Source organism: Streptomyces sp. NPDC056160 (assembly GCF_042268205.1).
Lineage (GTDB): Bacteria > Actinomycetota > Actinomycetes > Streptomycetales > Streptomycetaceae > Streptomyces.
Map to the genome: position 1 here is coordinate 1 of NZ_JBHJUW010000248.1, position 6,795 is coordinate 6,795.

Annotated in this window: 9 protein-coding genes; 6 read left to right on the forward strand and 3 right to left on the reverse strand. The window is 72.7% G+C overall.

Annotated features, from left to right (window positions below; genetic code table 11):
• The first annotated feature begins 73 nt into the window (after nucleotides 1-73).
• The 5 genes from ACFC02_RS40950 (at nucleotide 74) to ACFC02_RS40970 (ending at nucleotide 4,121) form a co-directional block, all read left to right on the forward strand.
• Entirely contained in the window at nucleotides 74-1,342 is a 1,269-nt protein-coding gene (locus ACFC02_RS40950; RefSeq protein WP_376367850.1) for a tetratricopeptide repeat protein, read from the forward strand.
• Entirely contained in the window at nucleotides 1,339-1,851 is a 513-nt protein-coding gene (locus ACFC02_RS40955) for a flavin reductase family protein (RefSeq protein ID WP_376367852.1), read from the forward strand. Before ACFC02_RS40950 ends, ACFC02_RS40955 begins: the two co-directional genes overlap by 4 nt.
• 197 nt (nucleotides 1,852-2,048) lie before the next feature.
• Complete coding sequence (locus tag ACFC02_RS40960) at nucleotides 2,049-2,534, forward strand: PH domain-containing protein (RefSeq protein ID WP_376367854.1); 486 nt, start codon at nucleotides 2,049-2,051, stop codon at nucleotides 2,532-2,534.
• Between the two features lie 432 nt (nucleotides 2,535-2,966).
• Nucleotides 2,967-3,446 (forward strand): hypothetical protein, encoded by a 480-nt coding sequence (locus ACFC02_RS40965; protein WP_376367856.1) that lies wholly within the window; start codon nucleotides 2,967-2,969, stop codon nucleotides 3,444-3,446.
• Between the two features lie 129 nt (nucleotides 3,447-3,575).
• Complete coding sequence (locus tag ACFC02_RS40970) at nucleotides 3,576-4,121, forward strand: AAA family ATPase (protein ID WP_376367858.1); 546 nt, start codon at nucleotides 3,576-3,578, stop codon at nucleotides 4,119-4,121.
• A gap of 87 nt (nucleotides 4,122-4,208) precedes the next feature.
• On the opposite strand, the gene ACFC02_RS40975 is transcribed toward ACFC02_RS40970, so the two are convergent.
• From ACFC02_RS40975 to ACFC02_RS40985, 3 genes are read right to left on the reverse strand one after another with little or no spacing between them, the layout of a single operon-like run.
• Nucleotides 4,209-4,544: a lysine transporter LysE gene (locus ACFC02_RS40975; RefSeq protein WP_376367860.1), complete on the reverse strand. Its 336-nt coding sequence runs from the start codon at nucleotides 4,542-4,544 to the stop codon at nucleotides 4,209-4,211.
• A 37-nt stretch (nucleotides 4,545-4,581) separates the two neighbouring features.
• Complete coding sequence (locus ACFC02_RS40980; RefSeq protein ID WP_376367862.1) at nucleotides 4,582-5,142, reverse strand: cysteine hydrolase family protein; 561 nt, start codon at nucleotides 5,140-5,142, stop codon at nucleotides 4,582-4,584.
• A complete protein-coding gene (locus ACFC02_RS40985) occupies nucleotides 5,139-5,972 on the reverse strand; it encodes an alpha/beta fold hydrolase (protein ID WP_376367864.1) in 834 nt (277 codons plus the stop codon). Before ACFC02_RS40985 ends, ACFC02_RS40980 begins: the two co-directional genes overlap by 4 nt.
• Before the next feature lie 72 nt (nucleotides 5,973-6,044).
• Between ACFC02_RS40985 and ACFC02_RS40990 the strand changes: the two genes are divergently transcribed.
• Nucleotides 6,045-6,596 (forward strand): MarR family winged helix-turn-helix transcriptional regulator, encoded by a 552-nt coding sequence (locus ACFC02_RS40990; RefSeq protein WP_376367866.1) that lies wholly within the window; start codon nucleotides 6,045-6,047, stop codon nucleotides 6,594-6,596.
• Nucleotides 6,597-6,795: the final 199 nt, after the last annotated feature.

Here is a 6,795-nt window from a genome sequence, read left to right on the forward strand (position 1 = left end):
CCCGCGAGGTCTACCGCGCTCTGACCGCCACACCAACCGAACGAATCACCCAAACCGACCTCGCTCCTGCAGCTTGACAAGCATAGGAGCATCCTTCACGATCCTCGCCGGGACCTGCCTGTCCTACCTGCGCCAGGGCGAGGACAGCGAGGGCTACTTCGCCGAGCTGCGGGCCGGGACGACCGACCCGGTCATCCACATGAACACCTGCTACAACATGGCGATGCTCTACACCCGGCACCTGCCCAAGGAGCAGCACGACGAGACACGCGCGGTGGAGTGGATCAACACGGCGATCGCCCTGGCCGACCGCGACCCCGACCCCCACAAACGCGCCTTCTTCGGGGCGTTCATGCGCAACGCGCGGGCCCTGATCGAGCTGCACCGCGCGGACGTACCCCGCGCGCTGGCCCTCGTCGACGAGGCCATGCAACGCGTCGAGACCGGGCTCGAGGACCACGAGCAGCTCCTGCACCGTTCCGTCCTGCTGTACAACCGGGCGCAGATCCGCGCCAACCTCGGGCAGCACGAGGACTCGCTGCGCGACTACGACGAGCTGATCGGCCGCGACCCGGACTACGGCGACTACTACTTCGAACGGGCCGCCGAACACCGCGCGCTCGGCCGCCCCGAGAACGCCCTGGCGGACTACGCCGAGGCGATCCGGCTGAGCCTGCCCTTCCACCAGGCCCACTTCAACCGGGCGGACCTGCTGCGCGAACTCGGGGACCACGAAGGCGCCCGGCGGGACCTGGACTACGCCGTCCTCCTCGACCCCACCCACCTGGACTCCCTGACCAACCGGGCCGACCTGCTGCTCGACCTCGGCCTGTTCGACCGGGCGGCCGAGGACATCGCGGCCGGACTGGCCCTGGAACCGGCCGACGCACGGCTGCTGGCCGCTCGGGGATCGCTGCTCGCGGAGGCCGGTGACACCGACGCGGCCCTCGCGAGCTTCACCGCCGCCCTCGACGCCGACCCCACGCTCACCGCGGCCTGGGCCAACCGCGCCGTCCTGCACTACACCGCGGGCCGCCCCGCGGACTCCGCCGGCGACCTCGACCGGGCGATCGCACTGGACCCCGACCCCGCCCTGCACGCCAACCGCGCCCTCGCCCTCCAGGAACTCGGCGACCACGGGCGGGCGTTGGCCGACCTGGACATCGCGGTCGCGGCGCTCGGGGACGAGGACCCGGACCTCTTCTACCGGCGGGGCGCCAGCCGGCGGGCGCTGGGCGACCTGGACGGCGCCGACGCGGACTGGCGCACGCACCTCGCGGCGTACGGCCCGGGCGAGGTGTCGCCGTTCGCCGCAGAGATCGACCTGGAGCGTACGGCGTGACCGCGCTCACCGACCAGCTCCGCGGCGAGGGCACGGCCCGCCCGGTGGCGGCGGACACCTACCGGGCGGCGATGCGCCACCACGCCAAGGGTGTCGCCGTCATCACCGCCCACCCGGGCCGGCCCGTCGGCTTCTGCGCCACGTCCGTCACCTCCCTCTCGGCGGACCCGCCCCTGGTCTCCTTCGCGGTCGGCCTGCGCTCGTCCTCCTGGGTGGCCATGCACAACTCCCCGCACTTCCTCGTCCAGTTGCTCGCCGACGGGCAGGAGGACCTGGCACGGGGTTTCGCCCGCCCGGGCGGGGACAAGTTCGCGCCCCCGGTGGCCTGGCGCCCCGGCCCGTTCGGCCTGCCCCTGCTCGACGGCGTCCTCGCCTGGCTGGTCCTCGGCCCCCTCACCACCCAGCCCGTCGCCGATCACGTGCTGGTCATCGGCCAGGTCGTCGACGCCGGCCACACCGGCGGAACACCGCTGGTCCACCACGACGGCCGCTACCACCGGCTCTCCTGATCCCGCCGGCCGGCGGCAGGGCCCGCCTTGCCGCCGGAGGCCGGCCGGGCCCGCCGCAGCGCACTGCCGAGCGCCCGCCGCTCCAGCGCCGTCGAGTACGCGTACTCATGCGCCGCACCGACGGGACACGGAGCCGGCCGGGTCGGCTGTGACCGGTGCCCTGCGCACGGCCGCCTGCGGATGGCAGGATGGGGAGGGTGGCCGGCCGAACTGAACTGTCCCTCCGCAGCGGAGGAAGAACCGAACGCCTGGTGACCGCGTCGGCCGCCCTGGCCGCGATCGCGGCGGGCGTCGCCGCCGGACTCGGCGTTCCGCAGTCCGACAAGTGGGCCGTCCTTTGCGTGGTCATCGCCGTGGCGGCCGTCGGGTACGCCCTCGGGATGCTCATGCGACGTGTGGAGGCGGGCCCGGACGGCCTGCGGTACCGCACCGTGCTGCGCTGGCACCGGCTGGAGTGGGAGGAGATCCTCCGCTTCGAGGACCTGCGGGTCCAGCCCGCCGACAGCCGCAGCCGCGGCACTCACCTGCGGGTCTCGGCCAAGCTGCACGGCGACGCCCTGGTCTGGCTCCCGCTCCCGTACGCCGGCGAGGCCGACACCAGGACCTTCGAGGCGCAACTGGCCGAGCTGCGCGCACTGCACCGCCGCTACGCGCACCGCACCCCGGCACCGCAGGACTCCTAGGGCGTGTTTCGAAAGTAGCGCCGTCCGCCCGGAGGGCGGGCCCCGCGGCGTCTGGTGCGTGCGATCGCAAGGCGGAGGGCCGTCCTCGTACCGGGCGTACGTGGACGATCCCGACAACGCGGCGAGCGCGCGTGCCAGGCGTCGCGGGGCTGGGGGCACCTCCCGGCCGAAGGCCGGGGGAGGGACTTTCGAAACACGCCCTAGCCCGCGCGACCCCGTCCCGGACGGTCCCGGGCAGCGGCCGGGCGACGAGGGTCAGGTGGGAAGCGGCTCGGGCGGAACGGGGCCGTACTGAGGGACGGTCCGGCTGGTGAACGGTCTTTGCGACGCTCCGGTTGTCACCGTCCCGTCACAGTCGCCGGCCGGTGAAACCCCGGCCCCCGGTCCGTTGTCTCCCCGGGTGTCAGCCGATGTCCGTCGCAGAGGATGGTCATGAACCACCGTTACGCCTCCGCCGCCGCAGTCCTCGCCTCCGCCGCAGCGCTCCTCGCGACCGCGTGCGGGACCTCCGACGCCAGCCCGAACCTGGCGGCGAGCACCTCGACCGTGTCGGTCCGGGCCGCTTCGGCCGCGCACGGCACGAGTGTGGTCACCGTCGCCGACGCCCAGGTCAGGACCACGACGGTCACGGCCTGGAAGCCTTGCCACCTGCCCGCCGGGTACCAGCACTTCCTGGAGCTGCGCTCCGCCGGGAACGTCCGCGGCAAAACCGTCGTGCGCGTCACCCCGCAGCGGTGCAAGGTGAACACGGAGAATGACGAGGACGTCATCTACACCCCGAGCGGAGCGGCCCGGTCGCTCACCTTCGCCTCGGGCGCCTCCGTCAAGGTCCTCCGCGACACCAACACCGTCAAGGTCGCCCCGAGCTGGCTGACGCACCACAAGCTCGCCAACACCCCGTACTTCTACTAGCGCGTCGACAGCCACGGCCGGATCACCGCCATGGAGGAGATCTACCACCCGTAGCGGACCGGCCCCGACCCCGGCGGTGCCAGGCGGGTCCTGCCACCGCGCTGCTGCGAGCCCATGAAAGGAAGGCCTGTGCTCGTCTGGGTGAACGGCGCGTTCGGCAGTGGCAAGACCACCCTGGTGGAGGAACTGCGGTCCCGCCGGCCGGATGCGCTGGTGTTCGACCCGGAGCTGGTCGGTTTCGTGCTCCGGAAGACAGTGGAGGTGCCGACCGGCGACTTCCAGGACCTGCGGCTGTGGCGCCGTCAGGTGGCCGCCATGGCGGTCGACCTCGTCGAGGAGTACCGACGGCCGGTCCTGGTGCCCATGACCCTGGTGGATCCGGCGTATCTGGGTGAGATCTTCGGCGTACTCGCGGACGCGGGCGTGGACGTCCTCCACTTCTTCCTGGAAGTACCGCGGGACGTGCTGGTCGAGCGCATCGACGGCCGGAGCTTCACCCCGGACGATCCGGCGCGGGACGAGCAGATCCGCGCGTGGTGCAAGTCCCGCATCCCCGCCTGCCTGGCGGCCGCTGACGTACTCCCGCGGGACACCGTCTTCCTGGACGGCGAACTGCCCCCCGGCGAACTGGCGGAGGCCGTGCTCACGAGGGCTCGTGCGGTAGCGCACCGGTGAGAGGGAGGTGGTGCCGGCCCCCTCGGCCCCGTATCGACGCTTCCGGGGCCGCCGCTCCTCCAGCAGCAGTGGTTCCCGGGAGCCCGCTCACAGGCAGTGGCAGTCGGTGGCGTACAACAGCAGGAGGGCGGCCGTGGCGGTCGTCAGCGTGAAGACGGCCGCGGTCACCGCGGCGAGGCCCCGGCGGCGGCCCCGCCCGGGGGAGCGGAACGTCTGCCAGGCGCCGTGGGCGAGCAGGAGGCTGACCAGCGCGGCTCCCGCGACGGTCAGGCGCGGGCTGAAGGACCAGCTCAGGTAGGCGATCAGCACCAGGAAGGCGAGCAGGGCGCAGGCGAGCAGGCTGAGGATCGCCTCGCCGATGGTTTCTCCGACCAACTCGATCAGCAAGTCGCCGACGTGTTTCGCCGTGCTGCGGACCCCCACCCTGCTCCTCCTCCAGCCCCCTCGCGCTCCCCGGCCCCTACCGCGGGGTGAGCGCGTTCGTCCAGTCGTCGACGGTGACGACGTCCGCCCACTGCGGGAACAGCCACTCGGTGAGGAAACGGTGGATCCCGGGGTCCAGGTCAAGGCAGGCGTCGGCGAGGACGGTGAGGTCGAAGTCCAGGTCGTTGGCCTGGCACAGGGTGTGCAGGACCACGGCGCTGGTGGCGATGCCGGTGAGGACCAGGCTGTCGATGCCGCGTGCCCTCAGCACCATGTCGAGGTCGCTGCCCGAGAAGGCGCTCGCGCGTCTCTTGGTGACCACCACCTCGCCCGGAAGGGGCGCGACATCGGGGTGGATCTCGGTGCCGGGGTCGCCCTCGACATGGAGTCCGGCGCGCGCGACGGCGGCGAGGGCCCTGTTGCGCGCGCCGACTTCCGGGTAGCCCGGGCGCAAGGCGATGACCACGTAGACGACGGGGATGCCAGCGGCCCGCGCGGCGTCGATGGCCCGGCGCAGGCGCGGCAGGTAGCCGGAGCCGTCGTCGGCGATGTCCACGACGTCCCGCTGTACGTCCATCACGAGGAGTGCGCTGCTCATACCCTCTCCAACGTCCGCAGGAACGCCATCAGTTCCGCGTCGAAGCGGGCCGCGTTCTCCATGTTCGGGTAGTGCGCGGCGCCCGGCACGGTGACGGTGCGCCCGTCGGCGGCGAGACGCACCAGGCGCTCGGCCATGGCGAGGTGGTCCGGGGCGTCCAGGGCGCCGTTGATCGCGCACACCGGGACGGAGATCCCGGGCGCGCGCTCCCAGGTGGCCGTGACCGGCACCCGGTGGTCCGCTTCACCGGGCGCGTGCTTGCCGAGCGTGCCGAGCACCATCTCCCGCACCCGCCGGACCACTTCGGCGTCGACGTCGGCGAGGTCGCGGTGCGGGCCGGCGGTGAACCGCTGGAACGCGTCGACCCAGCCGGCCACGTCGCCCGCGGCCAGCGCCCGGCCCTGGGCCGCCAGGACGTCCAGCGCCCACGGGTCCTCGAAGACGGGCTCGCTGGTGCCGACCCCGCTCACCACGACCGCGCGGACCAACTCCGGGTGTTCCAGGGCGCAGTCGACGGCGGTGGCCCCGCCCATCGAGACGCCGACGAGCACGGCCGGAGCCGCGTCCAGGCAGCGCAGCAGTGCGGCGACGTCGTCGGCGGGCCGGAACGGACCGGTCGCGTTGTCCGAGCCGCCGTGCCCGCGGGCGTCGTACGCGAGGACCCGGTGGCGCGCGGCGAACACCGGGATCTGCTCCTCCCACATGCGGTGATCGACGAAGCCGCCGTGCAGGAACACCACAGGCGGCCCCGAACCGGCCTCACGGTAGGTGAGCCGGCCGCCGTCGGTGCGCAGAGAACGGATCGGAAGCGATGCGAGATCGACTGTCATGACAACCAAGGTGTCATTGTTGGAGTGGCTTGGCAACCAAGGTGTCATGATGGACGGGTGACGGACGAGAGTATGGCGGGCGGGAGCGCGGATGTGCCTCCCGTGCCTCCCCAGGACGCGCCGGCCGAACGCCTCATGGAGGTCTTCGACCTGGTCGGCCCGCTCTACCGGCGGGTCCATCGGAAGGTGGAGCAGACGGCGCCGGTCGAGGGCCTGTCGGTCGGCGTGCGCGCGGTGCTCGACCTCCTGCGCGCCCACGGGCCGATGACGGTGCCGCAGATGGGACGCGCGCAGGCGCTCAGCAGGCAGTTCGTGCAGCGCATGGTGAACGACGCCGCGCGCCACGGCCTGGTGGAGAGCGTGGCCAACCCCGCCCACCGCCGCTCCTCGCTGATCCGGCTCACCGCGGAGGGCCGGGCCGCGATCAGCGCCGTACGCGCCCGGGAAATCGCGCTGCTGCGCCGCGTGGACGGCGACCTGACCACGACGGACATCGACGCCTGCCTGCGCGTACTCGGCGCGATGCACGCACTCTTCGGCGACGTGGACGTGGACGCGGACATAACGGTGGACGCCGGTGCCGGTGCCGGTGCCGGTGCCGATGCCGAGGTCGACGTGGACTGAGTGAGGACCGCGCCGCCCGGGCCCCCGGCCGCCGCCCGCGCCTCCGACCGCTCACAGTCCCGACCGCTCACAGTCCCGACCGCTCACAGTCCCGACCGCTCACGGTCCCGACCGCCGTTCCCGGCCAATAAGCTGGTTAACATCTCACGCTTCCGACGAAAATTATCTAGTAGTTCTCGGGGGGCGGCGGAGCGGGGAG